Raw genomic sequence first — 16,639 nt, forward strand, 5'->3', positions numbered from 1 at the left:
CCTAAAGACGAGAAAAATCATTGAAAAGTGCAAGACCCATTAAAAGCACCAACACGATCGAACCTATGCGGTAACTGTAGTCCTGTACTCGCTCGGAAACCGGCCCACCCTTCAGCTTTTCTATCGCCAGGAAGAGGAGATGCCCACCATCTAACACCGGTAATGGGAACAGGTTGATGATACCCAGGTTGACACTGATCAACGCCAGAAACATCAGATAATACACAAACCCGACCCCAGCTGACGCCCCTGCTCCCTGTGCAATCGAAATCGGGCCACTCAGGTTGTTCAGCTTTACATCACCGGTTATTAATTTACCCAGCATTTTGACCGTAAGGCTCATAAGCTGCCAGGTCTTGTCCCCGGCCTGATACAGCGCCGGGAAAGGTCCATACTGGCGAATCGTCTTATACTCGTCCGGCAGCGGCAACACTTTCGGAATGATGCCGGCAAAACCCACCGATTTGTCTTTTCCCACCGGCTTTGTATCCGGTATCAGCGTCAAAGACAAGGGGGCGCCGTTTCTTTCGATCTCTAAAGCCAGCGGTTGCCCTGGACCGTTGTGTATCCGTTTCACCAACGTTTGCCAACGACCCAATAACTGACCATCGACTTTAACGATCCTGTCCCCCGCTTGTAAACCCGCCTTTTGCGCTGCCGACCCCGGCTGCACTTCGGCAAGGACAGATTCTATCTGCGGGCCGCGCGGAATGATACCCAACGCCACCACGGGATCCTGTTTGTCCGGCTCAAAATTCCACTGGCGCAAATCCAGGGTTTTGGTCACCACACTGGAAGAACCAAACGGCGCGATACCCACCTCGGTTTCTGCGTCGCCAATCTTCGCCACCAGTGCCAGACGAACTGATTCCCAATCAGGCGTTTCGATGCCATCTACGGACTTAAGTTCCATTCCAGGCGAAATTTCAGCGTGGGCTGCAATCGATTGGGGAGCGATTTCACCGATTACCGGGCGGAAACTGGGCACGCCGATAATGAATACCAGCCAGTAAGCAAGGATAGCAAACAGGAAATTGGCGATAGGACCGGCACTGATGATAGCGGCACGCTGCCAAACGGTTTTGTTGTTAAACGCCTGATGACGGAGTTCCGGTGCGACCGAATCAACCCGCTCATCGAGCATCTTCACGTAGCCGCCAAGCGGGATCAGGGCAATCACGTACTCCGTACCCTGACGGTCGGTACGACGCCACAGGGCGCGGCCGAAGCCAATGGAGAAGCGTTCTACACGGACGCCGCAGCGACGGGCGACCCAAAAGTGCCCGAACTCATGCACGGTGATCAATACACCGAGCGCAACAAGAAATGCGACTAAGTTCCAGAGCACGCTAACCATAATCCCTTCACTCCCCGCCGTTGACGGATTAAAACACTAACAGCATCAGGCAGGCAAATACAGGCACTGCTGCGGTCAGGCTATCGATACGATCCAGTATGCCGCCATGACCCGGTATCAAATGACCGCTGTCTTTGATACCCGCTTCGCGTTTGAACATGCTCTCGGTAAGATCGCCCAGCACTGAGGCCAGCACGGCAATCACCGAACAAATCAGTAAGGTTGTCGGCACCACATTGAGCGGGGCATAACGACCAAACAGCCAGGATATCAGGGCCGAAGTAATCAGGCCACCGACCAGCCCTTCCCAGGTTTTCCCCGGAGAAACTTTGGGTGCCAGCTTATGCTTGCCGAACAGTTTGCCGAACATGTAGGCACCGGAATCCGCGCCCCAAACCAGCAACATCACATACAGCAGCCACCAGGCGCCGGTGAAGTGGTTTTGTTCGTAGCCGAACTGACGCAGCGATAGCATACCCCAGAAGAACGGCACTATGGTCAGCAGACCGAAAACCAGACGTATCGGGCGTGAGTTACGCCACAGTGCGGCCGAGCCGGGATAGAACAGCACCAGCAACAGCGCCACCAGCCACCAAGCCATTGACAGCCACAGCGAACCGCCTACCTGAAGTAGATGGACCGACTGATGATAGGCCGGAATACTGAGCATCATCAACGCCAGCAGGAAGCCGCACAATATCGCCAACCAGATGCGCTGCGAGCGGGAGGTAAATCCGGCCAGTTGGCCCCACTCCCAGGCCGCTAACATGCACACCACGAGTGTTACCAGGGCAAAGCCCACCGGCGGCAGCAAAAACAGCGCCGCGATAACAATCGGAATTAAGATCAGAGCAGTTATGAGGCGATACTTCAGCAAAAGTTCCCCCTAGGACGCATTGGCGCCGATAGGTGTTGTTCCCCCGAAGCGACGCTCGCGTTGTGCAAATGCATTCAGCGCACCTTCAAAGACAAGTTCATCAAAATCAGGCCAGAGTACATCAGTAAAGTAAAGTTCGGCATAAGCAATTTGCCACAGCAAGAAGTTACTGATGCGATGTTCGCCACCGGTACGGATCACCAAATCCACCGGCGACAGATCGTTCATGCAGATCCGCTCACCCAGTAACTCTTCGCTGATTTGATCCGGACGCAGTGAACCGTCCTTCACCTGCTCAGCCAGTTCCCTTACTCCCTGAATAATATCCCAACGGCCGCCGTAGTTGGCAGCAATGTTGAGCGTCAGGCCATCGTTATTTTCTGTCAGTTGCTCGGAGCGACGGATCCGCTCCTGCAAGCGCGTGCTGAAACGGCTGATATCACCGATCACTCGCAGTCTGACGTTATGTTTATGCAGGCTTTTTACTTCACTGTCCAAGGCGCGGACGAAAAGCTCCATCAAAGCGGAAACTTCCTGCACTGGACGATTCCAGTTCTCGCTGCTGAAGGCATAAAGCGTGAGCGCATCTAAATGGTTGTTGGCGGCAAAACTGACCGCGCGACGCACCGATTTCACCCCTGCTTTATGACCGAAGACACGTAACTTACCCTGACGTTTAGCCCAGCGCCCGTTGCCGTCCATAATAATGGCGACATGTCGTGGCCCCAGAGTGGACAGATTAGCCTCTTGTTGATTTGCGGACGACATAACTCGTACTTATTTCCTCAATAGAAATACAACTGCCCTTCCGGAACATCAGGCCCTTACGCGCAAAAAAAGCCGTGTGCCCGACACGGCTTTTCAGACTGCCTTGCGACAGCCGGTAATCTGCGCTGTACTATCGGCATTCGAGATGTCAATCAGGCCATAATTCAACGGTATAACCGCTGAAAGGTGGCGCAGACTATACCACCTCAGCAAGGCCTGAACAAACGGCCCCACTGCGGCACGCGTAATTTGCGAACAAAATAGGATAATTGCCGGTATCAGTTATGCAGTGATTTAACCAATCCAACCGCAACCTCACGCGCCTGGCGATCTATTTCTAAGACCGCATCAATGCAGGACGGTTCCTGCAGTGACAGCCGTTCGACTACTTTTTGGTTCACTGCCGCAATATCGGTAAAGCGAATCTGCTCCTGCAGGAAAGCCGCCACGGCCACTTCGTTGGCCGCGTTCAGCGCGGTAGTCGCCGCCTGACCGGCATCAAAGGCCTCAATGGCCAGATACAGGCAGGGATAGCGTTCCCGTTCAGGCTCGGCAAAGGTCAGCGAGCCGATGCGGCAGAAATCCAGTGCTTCCACACCAGAATTAACGCGCTGAGGATAAGCCATCGCATGGGCGATCGGCGTACGCATATCCGGCGTGCCCAACTGGGCCAGTACGCTGCCATCGGTGTAACGAACCATCGAGTGGATCACCGACTGCGGATGCAGAATCACTTCCATTTGCTCGGCCGAGGCGTTAAACAGCCAGCGGGCCTCAATATATTCCAGTCCTTTGTTCATCATGGTGGCGGAGTCCACCGAGATCTTGCGCCCCATCGACCAATTGGGATGGGCACAGGCCTGATCCGGCGTCATCGTGGTAAACTGCTCCAGCGGCGTAGTGCGGAACGGGCCGCCAGAACCGGTAAGCACGATGCGCGACACACCATGACTCTCTAATGAAGAGTATCCCAACTGACGCTGAATGCTCTCAGGCAAACTCTGAAAAATGGCGTTATGTTCGCTGTCGAGCGGCAGTAACTGCGTCTTGCTCTGTTGCACCGCGTCCATAAACAGACGCCCGCAGGTGACCAGCGACTCTTTGTTCGCCAGCAGCACCTGCTTGCCGGCACGAATTGCCGCCAGCGTTGGCAGCAGGCCGGCAGCGCCCACAATGGCTGCCGTGACCTGGTCGACGTCGTCCAATGCCGCCAACTCACAGGCCGCCTGCTCGCCCGCCATCACCTCGGTGGCAATACCGTTTTCCGCCAGCAGAATACGCAGTTCACGCGCAGCGCCTTCGTCCGCCATCGCGGCATAGGCCGGGCGAAATTCGATGCACTGTTGCGCCATGACCGCTACATTGCGGCCGGCAACCAGCGCTTTAATCGCAAAACGGTCGGGATTTTCCCTGACCACGGCCAGGGTACTGGTCCCCACTGAGCCGGTGGAACCAAGAATAGTCAGTTGCTTCATGAGCTCACTCTGAATAACTGTCTGATGAGATCGGGGTGCTCCAGTGTGTAACCTTGGCCACCACTTGTCCATGATCAATCAGTACGATGAAACGGGATCTGCGCCACAAAAAACAAAGCGCCGCCCAGGCGACGCTTTTTTTCTGCGCGATGCTGATTAGAATTCCATCAGCTCTTTTTCTTTATCGGCCAGAGCGGCATCCAGAAGTTTGATGTAAGCATCGGTCAGTTTCTGAACGTCGTCCTGTGAACGACGATCTTCATCTTCGCTGATTTCTTTGTCTTTCAGCAGCGCTTTAACCTTGTCGTTGGCATCACGGCGCACGTTACGAACCGCTACACGGCCCTGCTCAGCTTCATTACGCACGATCTTGATCAGATCTTTACGGCGCTCTTCGGTCAATGCAGGAAGTGGAACACGGATGTCGCTACCGGCTGAAGATGGGTTCAGACCCAGATCGGAGCTCATGATTGCCTTTTCAACAGCGGCACTGATAGAGCGGTCAAATACGTTAATTTTCAGCGTACGAGAATCTTCTACCGTCACGCTAGCCAGCTGACGCAGCGGCGTAGATGCGCCGTAATATTCAACCATGATGCCGTCCAGGATGCTCGGAGAAGCGCGGCCGGTACGGATTTTACTGATTTGGTTTTTGAATGCTTCTACGCTTTTTTCCATGCGTGAATCAGCATCTTTTCTGATTTCATTAATCACGTTGCGAACCCTTGAAAGCTGGATACTTGGCAGGCCATACCACAGTATAGCCCGTGAATTTTACTCAAGGAAAGCGCGCTACGCCTGGCGTTACCCGCTCCCGCTAAATTTGGCAGACCCGCCTTATTTGCTGATCAGCGTGCCTTCGTTTTCACCCATCACTACCCGGCGCAGCGCACCCGGCTTGTTCATGTTGAATACGCGGATTGGCAGACCGTGATCGCGAGCCAGCGTAAATGCCGCCAGATCCATCACTTTCAGCTCACGTTCCAACACGTCCTGATAGGTTATATGTTCGTACAGTGTGGCATCCGGATTTTTAACCGGGTCAGCGGAGTATACACCATCCACTTTAGTCGCTTTCAATACCACATCCGCTTCAATCTCGATCCCGCGCAGGCACGCCGCAGAATCGGTAGTGAAGAACGGGTTGCCGGTACCGGCGGAGAAGATCACCACGCGATTATTACGCAGCAGGCTGATCGCCTCGGCCCAGCTGTAGTTGTCGCACACGCCGTTCAACGGAATTGCCGACATCAGGCGAGCGTTCACATAGGCACGGTGCAGTGCATCACGCATAGCCAGACCGTTCATCACGGTAGCCAGCATTCCCATGTGGTCGCCCACTACGCGGTTCATGCCGGCTTGTGCCAGGCCCGCGCCGCGGAACAGGTTACCGCCGCCAATAACTACACCGACCTGAATTCCCAGTTCGACCAGCTCTTTAACTTCCTGAGCCATGCGATCCAAAACGCTAGCGTCGATACCAAAACCTTCTGCACCTTGCAGGGCTTCGCCACTCAGTTTAAGCAGAATACGCTGATATACGGGTTTTGCATTGGTTGCCATGGTGATCTGTCCTAAGAAGCAGTATTAGTATTGGGGATTTCAGCCGATGAAACGCGCCTGTGCTGTGTATCATGCCACAGGGCTTGCCACCGGTGTAATTCTGGCTGGATAAAATGGAACCGCCAGACGGCGGCCCCATTAACAGTCATTAAGACTGCTTGCTCATTGCTGCAACTTCAGCAGCAAAGTCGTTCTCAACTTTAGCGATGCCTTCGCCCACTTCGAAGCGGATGAAGTTAACCACGTCAGCGTTGTGCTCTTTCAGCACCTGGCCAACAGTTTTGCTTGGTTCGATAACGAAAGGCTGACCGGTCAGGGAAACTTCGCCGGTGAATTTCTTCATGCGGCCTTCAACCATTTTCTCAGCGATTTCTTTCGGCTTGCCAGACTGCATGGCGATGTCCAACTGAACCTGGTACTCTTTTTCTACCACTTCAGCAGACACGTCTTCAGGCTTAACGAATTCAGGCTTGCTTGCCGCAACGTGCATGGCAATTTGCTTAACCAGCTCTTCGTCAGCACCGGTAGCTGCGATCAGAACGCCGATACGCGCACCGTGCAGGTAGCTACCCAGCACTTCGCCTTCCAGGGAAGCAACGCGACGGATGTTGATGTTCTCACCGATTTTTGCAACCAGCGCTACACGTTCTTCTTCGAACTGTGCTTTCAACACTTCAACGTCAGTGATTTTGCCGGCAAAAGCAGCATCCAGCACTTTGTCAGCGAATGCCTGGAAACCAGCATCTTTAGCTACGAAGTCAGTCTGGCAGTTAACTTCCAGGATCAGACCGTAGTTGCCTTCAATCTTGGTTTTGATCACGCCGTCAGCAGCTACGTTGCCTGCTTTTTTCGCCGCTTTGATCGCACCAGATTTACGCATGTTTTCGATTGCCAGCTCGATGTCGCCGTTAGACTCAACCAGAGCTTTTTTACAATCCATCATGCCAGCGCCAGTACGCTCACGCAGTTCTTTTACCAGAGCAGCGGTAATATCAGCCATTTCTTTTTCCTCGGTTATCTCACGTGGAGACAGTTCTCATTCAGATAAGCAAAGGGGGCCTATAAAGGCCCCCCTAACCAACATATTCAATACCTGGTTAATAAGGGCTCAGTGACGAGCTTGCCTTATTATTCAGCTTCTACGAAGCTTTCTTCCGCTTGAACGGCCAGATCTTGAGAACGACCTTCACGGACGGCGGCAGCAACGGCAGTCAGGTACAATTTGATTGCACGGATTGCATCGTCGTTACCAGGGATGATGAAGTCAACGCCGTCTGGATCGGAGTTGGTATCAACGATAGAGAATACCGGGATACCCAGGTTGTTGGCTTCTTTGATCGCGATGTGTTCGTGATCAGCATCGATTACGAACAGAGCGTCAGGCAGACCACCCATGTCCTTGATACCACCCAGGGAGTTTTCCAGCTTGGCCAGTTCGCGAGTACGCATCAGCGCCTCTTTCTTGGTCAGCTTGTCAAAGGTGCCATCTTGAGACTGGATTTCCAGATCTTTCAAACGCTTGATTGACTGACGAACGGTTTTCCAGTTAGTCAGCATGCCGCCCAACCAGCGATGGTTCACGAAGAACTGGTCGCAGCCGGTAGCATATTCTTTTACCGCTTCGCTTGCTGCGCGCTTGGTACCAACGAACAGGATCTTACCTTTACGGGAAGAGATCTTGGTCAGTTCAGCCAGTGCTGCGTTGGCCATTGGTACGGTTTTTTCCAGGTTGATGATGTGAACCTTGTTACGTGCGCCGAAGATGAAAGGCTTCATTTTCGGGTTCCAGTAACGGGTCTGGTGACCAAAGTGTACACCGGCCTGGAGCATGTCGCGCATGGAAACAGTTGCCATGATTAAACCTCTATAGAGTTAGTTGGGGTTATGCCTCCACGTATCCCATAACGCCGACCCTGGCGGTGATAAATCACCTCAGGGCACCCCGGCGGATGTGCCGATACGTGTGTGTTATTTACACAAAGTGAGTGCAGTTAAAGTATTTTCGGCCTATTCCGCCATTATCACAAGGAAGATGTGCGGATCTGCCGGCGCGCTTTATACCATAAACCCACCCCGGACACCAACTTTTGTTGCCAGGCGCGGGCCGGCGAGAAATCAAATTTGGCAGCCTCAGGCCGGGCTGATACCATAAGAGACTGCTTCTTATTTCTTTCTGTTGTCGGCGAGCACGACACCTGCGGACGAATTTCATGGCAATCTCAATTAAAACACCTGATGACATCCAAAAAATGCGCGTGGCCGGCCGACTGGCTGCCGAAGTGCTGGAAATCATTGAGCCGCACGTCAAACCTGGCGTGACCACCGGCGAACTCGATCGTATCTGTCACGATCACATCACCAACCAGCAGCAGGCGATCTCTGCCTGTCTGGGCTACCACGGTTTCCCGAAATCCGTGTGTATCTCGGTGAATGAAGTGGTCTGCCACGGCATCCCGAGCGATGACAAAGTCCTGAAAGACGGCGACATCGTTAATATCGACGTTACCGTCATCAAAGACGGTTTCCACGGTGACACTTCTAAAATGTTCATCGCCGGTAAACCGACCATTCTGGGCGAGCGCCTGTGCCGCATCACTCAGGAAAGCCTGTATCTGTCGCTGAAAATGGTGAAGCCGGGTATCCGCCTGCGCACGCTGGGCAAAGAGATCCAGAAATTCGTCGAGGCCGAGAATTTCTCGGTGGTTCGCGAGTACTGCGGCCACGGCATTGGCGAAGTGTTCCACGAGGAACCGCAGGTGCTGCACTATGACGCTGACGACGGCGGCGTGGTGTTGCAGGCTGGTATGGCCTTCACCATCGAGCCGATGGTCAATGCCGGTGATTACCGCATTCGCACCATGAAAGACGGCTGGACGGTAAAAACCAAAGATCGCAGCTTGTCGGCGCAGTATGAGCATACTATTGTGGTCACGGATAACGGCTGCGAGATAATGACGTTGCGCAAGGATGACACCATCCCCAACATCATTACGCACGAGATGTAAGCGCCGCGGCGTTTTGCCGCGATGCATGATGTCACAGGCCGGCTTTTGCCGGCCTTTTTTATGGGCTGCGTATTATGTCTGAAAACTTTCGCCAACAAGACACCTCGGTTATTTCGCCACAGGCCGTACCGGTGCAGCCTGAATATCCCAACGCCTATGGCGATGAGGAGATTAACTGCATCGCGCTGAAACAACGCCTGGAGCAGTTCCAATTATGGCTGGCGGCAGCGTTCAACGCCGGTTCCAGCGCCGAAAGCCTGGTAGCGGCCCGCAGCGACTTTATCGACCGCCTGCTGCGCCGTCTGTGGGTCTTCTACGGATTCGAGGATATTCCGGAAACCGCGCTGGTTGCCGTTGGCGGCTATGGCCGTGGCGAGCTGCACCCGCTCTCGGACATTGACGTGCTGGTGCTCAGCCAGCGCCGCCTGAATGAACAGCAATCCCAACGCGTGGGGGAATTTATCACCCTGCTGTGGGATCTGAAGCTGGAAGTCGGCCACAGTGTGCGAACGCTGGAAGAATGCCTGCTGGAAGGGCTGGCGGACCTGACCGTCGCCACCAACCTGATTGAATCGCGGATGATCTGCGGCGATGTCGCACTGTTTCTGCAAATGCAAAAACATATCTTCAGCGATGGTTTCTGGCCCTCCCCGCAATTTTTCCACGCCAAGGTGGTTGAGCAGCAGGAACGCCATCAGCGATACCACGGTACCAGCTACAACCTGGAACCGGATATCAAGAGCAGCCCCGGTGGCCTGCGCGATATTCACACCTTGCTGTGGGTGGCGCGTCGTCACTTTGGCGCCACCTCGCTGGACGAAATGGTCGGCTTCGGCTTTCTCACTCAGGCCGAGCGCAACGAGCTGAACGAATGCCAGAGCTTCCTGTGGCGCATCCGCTTCGCACTGCACCTGGTGCTGCCGCGCTACGACAACCGCTTACTGTTCGATCGCCAGCTCAACGTGGCACAGTTACTGCGTTATGAGGGGGAAGGCAACGAACCGGTTGAACGCATGATGAAGGATTTTTATCGCATGACGCGCCGCGTCGGCGAGCTGAATCATATGCTGCTGCAGCTGTTCGACGAGGCAATTCTGGCGCTGGACGCGACGGAAAAACCACGTCCGCTGAACGACGATTTCCAACTGCGTGGCGATCTGATCGACCTGCGTGATGAAACGCTGTTTATCCGCCAGCCGGAATCCATCATGCGGATGTTCTACCTGATGGTACGCAACCGTGAGATCAAAGGCATTTATTCCACCACAGTACGCCAGCTGCGTCATGCGCGCCGCCATTTGAAGCAGCCGCTCTGCACCATTCCTGAGGCACGTGAACTGTTTATGGCCATTCTGCGCCACCCCGGCGCGGTCTCCCGAGCGTTGGTGCCGATGCACCGCCACAGCGTGCTGTGGGCCTATATGCCGCAGTGGGGCAAAATCGTCGGGCAAATGCAGTTCGATCTGTTCCACGCCTACACCGTCGACGAACACACCATTCGCGTCCTGCAAAAACTGGAAAGCTTTGCCGATGCCGAAACGCGACCGCGCCATCCGCTGTGTGTCGAGCTGTATCCACGCCTGCCGAATCCGGAACTGCTACTGCTGGCCGCCCTGTTCCACGATATCGCCAAAGGGCGCGGCGGCGACCATTCGATCCTCGGTGCGCAGGACGTGCTGGAGTTCGCCGAAGTCCATGGGCTGAATTCCCGCGAGGCCCAACTGGTCGCCTGGCTGGTGCGTTGTCATCTGCTGATGTCGGTGACCGCCCAACGCCGCGACATTCAGGATCCGACCGTTATTCAGCAGTTCAGCGCCGAAGTGCAGAGCGAAACCCGTCTGCGTTATCTGGTCTGCCTGACGGTGGCGGATATCTGCGCCACCAACGAAACCCTGTGGAACAGTTGGAAACAGAGCCTGTTGCGCGAGCTGTATTTTGCCACCGAAAAACAGCTGCGCCGCGGCATGCAAAACAGCCCGGACCTGCGCGAACGCGTACGTCATCATCGCCTGCAGGCTTTGGCGTTGCTGCGCATGGACAATATCGACGAGGAGGCGCTGCACCGCATCTGGAGCCGCTGTCGCGCCGATTACTTCCTGCGTCATTCACCCAACCAGTTGGCCTGGCATGCGCGCCATTTGCTGGCCCATGACTCCACCAAACCGCTGGTGCTGGTCAGCCGGCAGGCCACGCGCGGCGGCACCGAAATTTTCATCTGGAGCCCTGACCGCCCTTACCTGTTTGCCGCCGTGGCCGGGGAGATGGATCGCCGTAACCTGAGCGTACATGACGCGCAGATCTTCACTAATCGTGACGGCATGGCAATGGATACCTTTATCGTACTGGAGCCGGACGGCAGCCCGCTGGCCCAGGACCGCCACACGGCGATCCGCCACGCACTGTTGCAGGCCATTACCCAGCGGGAATATCAGCCGCCGCGCGTGCGCAGGCCGTCTTCCAAGCTGCGTCATTTTAGCGTGCCGACCGAAGTCAGTTTCCTGCCGACCCATACCGACCGTCGCAGCTATCTGGAACTGACCGCACTCGACCAGCCCGGTCTGTTGGCTCGGGTGGGCGAAGTGTTCGCCGATCTCAACCTGTCGCTGCACGGCGCACGCATCTCCACTATCGGCGAACGGGTTGAGGATTTATTTATTCTGGCCGACAGCGATCGACGCGCCCTTAACCCGGAAACGCGCAGAAAGTTGGAACAACGGTTGACAGAGGCCCTCAATCCAAACGATAAAATGTGATACAAGTAACTTTTTCGTAGACAACATCAGGACAGAGAACAGCATGCAGCAATTACAAAACGTTATTGAAAACGCCTTCGAACGCCGTGCGGAAATCACCCCGGCGAACGCAGACACCGTAACGCGCGAAGCGGTAAACCAGGTGATCGCCCTGCTGGACAGCGGCGCCCTGCGCGTTGCCGAGAAGATTGACGGTCAGTGGGTAACGCATCAGTGGCTGAAAAAGGCCGTGCTGCTTTCTTTCCGCATCAATGACAACAAAGTGATGGACGGTGCCGAAACCCGTTATTACGACAAAGTGCCAATGAAATTCGCCGATTACGACGAAGCGCGCTTCCAGAAAGAAGGCTTCCGCGTGGTGCCACCAGCCACCGTTCGCCAGGGCGCGTTCATCGCCCGTAATACCGTACTGATGCCATCCTACGTGAACATCGGTGCCTACGTTGACGAAGGCAGCATGGTGGATACCTGGGCAACCGTCGGCTCTTGCGCGCAGATCGGCAAAAACGTTCACCTGTCCGGCGGCGTCGGCATCGGTGGCGTACTGGAGCCACTGCAGGCCAACCCGACCATCATTGAAGACAACTGCTTTATCGGTGCGCGTTCAGAAGTGGTTGAAGGCGTGATCGTGGAAGAAGGTTCAGTGATCTCCATGGGCGTGTACCTGGGCCAGAGCACCCGCATTTACGACCGTGAAACCGGCGAAGTGCACTACGGCCGCGTACCGGCCGGTTCGGTAGTGGTTTCCGGTAACCTGCCGTCCAAAGATGGCTCTTACAGCCTGTATTGCGCGGTCATCGTCAAGAAAGTCGATGCCAAGACGCGTGGTAAAGTCGGCATTAATGAGTTATTACGCACCATCGACTAAAATAGACATGGCGGGTTAATCACCCGCCATTTTTTTATCTTCATTACGTGAGCAGTCACAGTCTCTGGCGCGGTTATTCGCCATAATCCCAGACCGTGGAATATAGTCTATTTATAAGGTGGCGCTATTATGTATGACAACCTGAAAAGCTTAGGAATCAATCAACCGGAAGATGTCGATCGCTATAGCCTGCGTCAGGAGGCCAATAACGACATTCTTAAGATTTATTTCCGCAAGGATAAAGGCGAATTCTTTGCCAAGAGCGTGAAATTCAAATATCCGCGCCAACGCAAAACGGTCGTCGCTGACAACGCCGGCCAGGGTTACAAAGAAATCCACGAAATTAACCCGAACCTTCGCTACGTCATTGATGAATTGGATCAGCTATGCCAGCGCGATCAGGTGGAAGTCGATCTGAAACGCAAAATTCTTGATGACTTGCGTCATCTGGAAGGCGTGGTCTCCCACAAAATTGCCGAGATCGAATCCGATCTGGAAAAACTGACTCGCGGTAAGTAAGGGTTCAGCGCACTGAGACTACAGATTGTAGGGGCGCAGCATGCTGCGCCCGTATTAATCGGGGCGAATATATTCGCCCCTACAGGCGGCAGGTCATTCTATTTCAGCAGCGTGCCCCACTTCTCAACCCACGGGCAAGAAACCACTTCCGGTTCAGGCTGTTCCATCGCATCGATTTCCAACACTTCACCCACGCGGGTGGCGCCTTGTTCCTGCAGCAACGCATCAAAAGCACGCCCGGCACCGCAGAAATTGTCGTAGCTGCTGTCACCCAGTGCGATCAGCCCATAGCGCAGCTCCGGCTGGTAGCCGACCTGGTCACGGATAGCGTGAAACAGCGGCGCAATGCTGTCCGGCAAATCACCCTGGCCGGTCGTTGAAGTGATCACCAGCGCGTAGTGCTGACGGTAAAACTGCCAGGCCTCAAGCGAGCCTTCTTCAAACAGTTTGACCTCATGGCCCTGCTCACTGAGGATAGTTTCAGCCTCTTCCGCCACCAATAATGCGTTGCCGTAGACCGTTCCCACGAAGATTCCAACCTGAGCCATTGCCCCTACTCCCTTAAATATCTTTGAAAATGATCAGTTATCCTGACCGCTAGCCGGGGGAAACTCAACCCTGGCAAGCTCAGGGAGATTCTCTGTCCAGCCAAACTGTGACATGACTCCCTGCCAGGGTTCATCCCAGCGCGCGGAAAGATGCAGCGGCTCACCGGTCACCGGATGATTCAGTTGCAGATGACTGGCATGCAGCATCAGGCGTGGACAGCCAAAATGCTGGGCCATACCCCGGTTCTGGTTCAGGTCGCCGTGTTTGCTGTCACCAATAATCGGATGGCGGATATGCACCATATGGCGGCGCAACTGGTGCTTGCGGCCATTTTCCGGCTTCAGTTCAACCAGGCTGTAGCGCGCGCTTTCGTAACGGCCAATCGCTACCGGCATTTCTACCCGCGCCAGCGGCCGGTAATGAGTGACCGCCGGCTGCGGGCCTTTGTCTTTAGAGGCAAACTTGTCGGCGATTTTGTCCAGCTCTTCCGTCAGCGGATAGTCGATGGTCGCACCCTCCAGCACGTAACCACGCACCACCGCGTGATAGGTTTTCTGCATCTGATGCTGTTCAAACTGCTGCGATAGCAACCGTGCCACCTCACTGGACAGCGCCATCAACAGCACCCCTGAGGTAGGCCGATCGAGGCGATGCACGGTAAACACATGCTGGCCAATCTGATCGCGCACGGTTTGCATCACAAACCGGGTTTCATGGCGATCCAGCCAGCTGCGGTGTACCAACCACCCGGAAGGCTTGTTCACCGCCACCAAATGCTCATCCTGATATAGAATCTCAAGCATTATTGCAGCTCTTTATTCAGCATGTTATCCAGGCGCTGCAACAGCACCAACAGCGGCATGCAGTTGGGGTCGTTATCTTTCAACGCCTCTTCGAAATAAGGCGTGATGGCAAAACGCGTCGGCAGCGGCGCTCCCGCATCCAGCAACGCGTACATGCGTGGCAGAAAGACCCATTGCAACCAGGCTTCGGCCGACATGCTGTCAACGCAAAACGGCTCGGGGCTGGCGAAGGCTTCAGGCTCGGGCGGCGTAGCTTGCCACAGCGCCAACTCTCGCATTGACTGTTCAATCGCCTGCAAACTAAGGCGAACCTGATTTTGTATACTCATCTGCATTCCCGATCTGTTTAAACCATGATATTCAGCGGCGCGGCTGAAAGGCGGCAAAGCATAGCATTTTACTTTTTATAGCCCAAATTCAGCTGAGTTGATGGCCGAAATGGATTTGGACTGGTGGGCGGCGCGGCCACACGGCACAATGTGTTCACCGAATAAACCACACAGATTAGACAGATGCCCGCAATCACACCGACAAAAAATCACGCCACGCCCGGCAAAGCCATGGTGGCTTCAGTCACCGGCTACGCCATGGACGGCTTTGACCTGCTGATCCTCGGCTTTATGCTGCCGGCCATCAGTATCGAAATGGGGTTAAGCTCCTCCGCTGCCGGTTCACTGGTCACCTGGACGCTGATCGGCGCGGTACTGGGCGGCGTGATCTTCGGCCACCTCAGCGATCGCTTTGGCCGTATCCGGGTGCTGACCATTACAATTTTGATGTTCTCACTGTTTACCGGTCTGTGCGCGCTGGCGCAAGGCTACTGGGATTTACTCGCCTACCGCACGCTGGCTGGCATTGGACTCGGCGGCGAGTTCGGTATCGGCATGGCGCTGATCGCCGAAGCCTGGCCGGCAGAAAAACGTAATCGCGCCTCGGCCTATGTGGGCATGGGCTGGCAGTTGGGCGTCCTGGCGGCGGCGTTCCTCACCCCACTGCTGCTGCCCCATATCGGCTGGCGTGGCATGTTCCTGGTTGGGCTGTTACCGGCGCTGGTGTCGTTCCTGATCCGCCGCACTCTGGGTGAGCCGGAAGAGTTCGTCCGTCAGCAAAACAGCGGCCCACAACTGTCATTCGCCCAACGTCTGAGCCTGCTATTCAAAGACCGGGCCACCAGCAAGGCCAGCATCGGCATTTTCATTCTGTGCTCGGTGCAGAACTTCGGTTATTACGGGCTGATGATTTGGATGCCGACCTACCTGGCAAAAAACTTTGGTTTCTCACTGACCAAATCCGGCCTGTGGACAGCCGTCACGGTGATCGGCATGACATTTGGCATCTGGCTATTTGGCGTGTTGGCCGATCGCTTCAGCCGCTGGAAGATTTTTATCTGCTATCAGATTGGTGCGGTGGTCATGGTGGTTGTCTACGCGCAGCTTAGTGACCCAACGTTGATGCTGTTTGCCGGAGCGCTGATGGGGTTATTCGTTAATGGCATGATTGGGGGCTACGGCGCATTGATCTCCGATACCTACCCGGTTCAGGCGCGTGCCACTGCACAAAATATTCTGTTTAACCTGGGGCGAGGCGTCGGTGGACTGGGGCCATTGGTCATCGGCGCGCTGGTGACACAGGTATCCTTCACTGCGGCGATCAGCCTGCTGGCGGCTATTTATTTGCTGGATATCTACGCCACGCTGTTCCTGTTACCGAAAAAACAGAGCGATGGCGATACGCTGGGTGCGATTGGTTAATAACTGAGATGAATGTAAGCAGGGTTAAGTATTATTGATACTTAAAGCATGAACCCGTATAAAAAGTTGAGGGCACTGCGCTAACAGTGCCCTCGGTTCGTTTTATAGCAGTCCCGCTACACAGTGTGCTCCCTGCTCAATCCTTGAAAACTTTTCCTGCGGCCATCCTGACCAAAACCATCCTGGCTCTGTCCTGTAGCATCGTCCTGACGCGGTTCCTCAGTCTTCATGACCCGCCAACCATCCTGTGCCGGCTCTCAATCTCCATCCTGGAGGTGTCCCTGGTTTCAATCCTGAAACATCCTGAGCATCTCCTGACGCCGTCCTTCGCTCTTCACTGAGCGCATCCAC

At 54.9% G+C, this 16,639-nt stretch carries 16 protein-coding genes; 5 read left to right on the forward strand and 11 right to left on the reverse strand.

What is annotated here, in order from left to right; all coding sequences use genetic code 11:
- Window position 1: 1 nt before the first annotated feature.
- From rseP to rpsB, 8 genes are all read right to left on the reverse strand, one after another.
- Window positions 2-1,357, reverse strand: coding sequence for a sigma E protease regulator RseP (gene rseP, locus ACNT1W_RS21380; protein ID WP_012146488.1), 1,356 nt, complete (start codon window positions 1,355-1,357; stop codon window positions 2-4).
- 28 nt (window positions 1,358-1,385) lie between these two features.
- On the reverse strand, window positions 1,386-2,234 hold the full coding sequence (gene cdsA, locus ACNT1W_RS21385) for a phosphatidate cytidylyltransferase (RefSeq protein WP_012146489.1): 849 nt from the start codon (window positions 2,232-2,234) through the stop codon (window positions 1,386-1,388).
- A 9-nt stretch (window positions 2,235-2,243) separates the two neighbouring features.
- On the reverse strand, window positions 2,244-3,002 hold the full coding sequence (gene ispU, locus ACNT1W_RS21390; RefSeq protein ID WP_012146490.1) for a (2E,6E)-farnesyl-diphosphate-specific ditrans,polycis-undecaprenyl-diphosphate synthase: 759 nt from the start codon (window positions 3,000-3,002) through the stop codon (window positions 2,244-2,246).
- Window positions 3,003-3,280: 278 nt separating this feature from the next.
- On the reverse strand, window positions 3,281-4,477 hold the full coding sequence (gene ispC, locus ACNT1W_RS21395) for a 1-deoxy-D-xylulose-5-phosphate reductoisomerase (RefSeq protein WP_115183939.1): 1,197 nt from the start codon (window positions 4,475-4,477) through the stop codon (window positions 3,281-3,283).
- Window positions 4,478-4,633: 156 nt separating this feature from the next.
- Entirely contained in the window at window positions 4,634-5,191 is a 558-nt protein-coding gene (gene frr, locus ACNT1W_RS21400) for a ribosome recycling factor (RefSeq protein WP_012146492.1), read from the reverse strand.
- Between the two features lie 123 nt (window positions 5,192-5,314).
- A complete protein-coding gene (pyrH, locus tag ACNT1W_RS21405; protein WP_004952223.1) occupies window positions 5,315-6,040 on the reverse strand; it encodes a UMP kinase in 726 nt (241 codons plus the stop codon).
- Window positions 6,041-6,188: 148 nt separating this feature from the next.
- A complete protein-coding gene (gene tsf / locus ACNT1W_RS21410) occupies window positions 6,189-7,040 on the reverse strand; it encodes a translation elongation factor Ts (RefSeq protein WP_012146493.1) in 852 nt (283 codons plus the stop codon).
- 128 nt (window positions 7,041-7,168) lie between these two features.
- On the reverse strand, window positions 7,169-7,894 hold the full coding sequence (rpsB, locus tag ACNT1W_RS21415; RefSeq protein ID WP_012146494.1) for a 30S ribosomal protein S2: 726 nt from the start codon (window positions 7,892-7,894) through the stop codon (window positions 7,169-7,171).
- A gap of 356 nt (window positions 7,895-8,250) precedes the next feature.
- On the opposite strand from rpsB, the gene map reads away from it, so the two are divergent.
- The 4 genes from map to ACNT1W_RS21435 all read left to right on the forward strand — a co-directional run bounded on the left by map (window position 8,251) and on the right by ACNT1W_RS21435 (window position 13,185).
- The gene (gene map, locus ACNT1W_RS21420) at window positions 8,251-9,045 is read left to right on the forward strand and encodes a type I methionyl aminopeptidase (protein WP_012146495.1); all 795 of its coding nucleotides are present in this window, start codon (window positions 8,251-8,253) and stop codon (window positions 9,043-9,045) included.
- Between the two features lie 74 nt (window positions 9,046-9,119).
- Window positions 9,120-11,798 carry a bifunctional uridylyltransferase/uridylyl-removing protein GlnD gene (gene glnD, locus ACNT1W_RS21425; RefSeq protein ID WP_012146496.1) on the forward strand — a complete coding sequence of 893 codons (2,679 nt, stop codon included), beginning with the start codon at window positions 9,120-9,122 and terminating at the stop codon, window positions 11,796-11,798.
- Window positions 11,799-11,841: 43 nt separating this feature from the next.
- A complete protein-coding gene (dapD, locus tag ACNT1W_RS21430; protein ID WP_012146497.1) occupies window positions 11,842-12,666 on the forward strand; it encodes a 2,3,4,5-tetrahydropyridine-2,6-dicarboxylate N-succinyltransferase in 825 nt (274 codons plus the stop codon).
- A 129-nt stretch (window positions 12,667-12,795) separates the two neighbouring features.
- Window positions 12,796-13,185, forward strand: coding sequence for a DUF3461 family protein (locus ACNT1W_RS21435; protein WP_006318690.1), 390 nt, complete (start codon window positions 12,796-12,798; stop codon window positions 13,183-13,185).
- A 98-nt stretch (window positions 13,186-13,283) separates the two neighbouring features.
- On the opposite strand, the gene ACNT1W_RS21440 is transcribed toward ACNT1W_RS21435, so the two are convergent.
- From ACNT1W_RS21440 to ACNT1W_RS21450, 3 genes are read right to left on the reverse strand one after another with little or no spacing between them, the layout of a single operon-like run.
- Window positions 13,284-13,733 carry a flavodoxin gene (locus tag ACNT1W_RS21440; RefSeq protein ID WP_012146498.1) on the reverse strand — a complete coding sequence of 150 codons (450 nt, stop codon included), beginning with the start codon at window positions 13,731-13,733 and terminating at the stop codon, window positions 13,284-13,286.
- A 33-nt stretch (window positions 13,734-13,766) separates the two neighbouring features.
- Window positions 13,767-14,537: a tRNA pseudouridine(65) synthase TruC gene (gene truC / locus ACNT1W_RS21445; protein ID WP_012146499.1), complete on the reverse strand. Its 771-nt coding sequence runs from the start codon at window positions 14,535-14,537 to the stop codon at window positions 13,767-13,769.
- Window positions 14,537-14,866 carry a YqcC family protein gene (locus tag ACNT1W_RS21450; RefSeq protein WP_012146500.1) on the reverse strand — a complete coding sequence of 110 codons (330 nt, stop codon included), beginning with the start codon at window positions 14,864-14,866 and terminating at the stop codon, window positions 14,537-14,539. Before ACNT1W_RS21450 ends, truC begins: the two co-directional genes overlap by 1 nt.
- A gap of 183 nt (window positions 14,867-15,049) precedes the next feature.
- On the opposite strand from ACNT1W_RS21450, the gene ACNT1W_RS21455 reads away from it, so the two are divergent.
- Complete coding sequence (locus ACNT1W_RS21455) at window positions 15,050-16,288, forward strand: MFS transporter (RefSeq protein ID WP_012146501.1); 1,239 nt, start codon at window positions 15,050-15,052, stop codon at window positions 16,286-16,288.
- Window positions 16,289-16,639: the final 351 nt, after the last annotated feature.

The organism is Serratia sp. NFX21, from assembly GCF_048517035.1.
Lineage (GTDB): Bacteria > Pseudomonadota > Gammaproteobacteria > Enterobacterales > Enterobacteriaceae > Serratia > Serratia quinivorans.